The organism is Thorsellia kenyensis, assembly GCF_042432445.1.
In the GTDB taxonomy this organism is placed as follows: Bacteria; Pseudomonadota; Gammaproteobacteria; order Enterobacterales; family Thorselliaceae; genus Thorsellia; species Thorsellia kenyensis.
In genome coordinates this window covers 1-817 of sequence record NZ_JBHLXE010000004.1, presented here as the reverse complement: position 1 = coordinate 817, position 817 = coordinate 1, and the positions used below count along the sequence as shown (strand labels likewise).

General features: G+C 47.5%; 1 protein-coding gene. It reads left to right on the top strand.

The window, feature by feature from the left end; all coding sequences use genetic code 11:
- The coding region (locus tag ACFFIT_RS00195; RefSeq protein ID WP_385875299.1) for a hypothetical protein at positions 1 to 817 on the top strand (817 nt) is incomplete at both ends.

Genomic DNA, 817 nt, shown 5'->3' with positions numbered 1-817 from the left:
CAGTACCGATCCTAAAGAGGGCGAGTACCCACTGAGCTATGGTCCAACGGACGAGGATGGCAATGCCGAGTTTGAATTGCAAATTCCAGAAGGCAAATTAACTGACAATACGTCAGGGGATTTAAGCGTCAATCAACGTGATGATGCTGGTAATGACAGTCCAGCATTGACCTATCCTGTGTTGGTGGATACCACACCACCAGGCTCAATCGAAAACTTGAACATCGAAGGGTACAACCCAGACACAGATGGCTTGAATACGACGACGCCAACCATCACAGGTAAAGGCGAAGCGGGTCAAGATGTTGTGGTGACCTTACCAAATGGTGAAGAGTTAGTGTTCAGTACCGATCCTAAAGAGGGCGAGTACCCACTGAGCTATGGTCCAACGGACGAGAATGGCAATGCCGAGTTTGAATTGCAAATTCCTGAAGGCAAATTAACTGACAATACGTCAGGGGATTTAAGCGTTAAACAACGTGATGACGCCGGTAATAACAGTCCAGCACTGACCTATCCTGTGTTGGTGGATACCACACCACCAGGTTCAATCGAAAACTTGAACATCGAAGGGTACAACCCAGACACAGATGGCTTGAATACGACTACGCCAACCATCACGGGTAAAGGCGAAGCGGGTCAAGATGTCGTGGTTACCTTACCAAATGGTGAAGAGTTAGTGTTCAGTACCGATCCTAAAGAGGGCGAGTACCCATTAACCTATGGTCCAACGGACGAGGATGGCAATGCCGAGTTTGAATTGCAAATTCCAGAAGGCAAATTAACTGACAATACGTCAGGGGATTTAAGCGTCAAT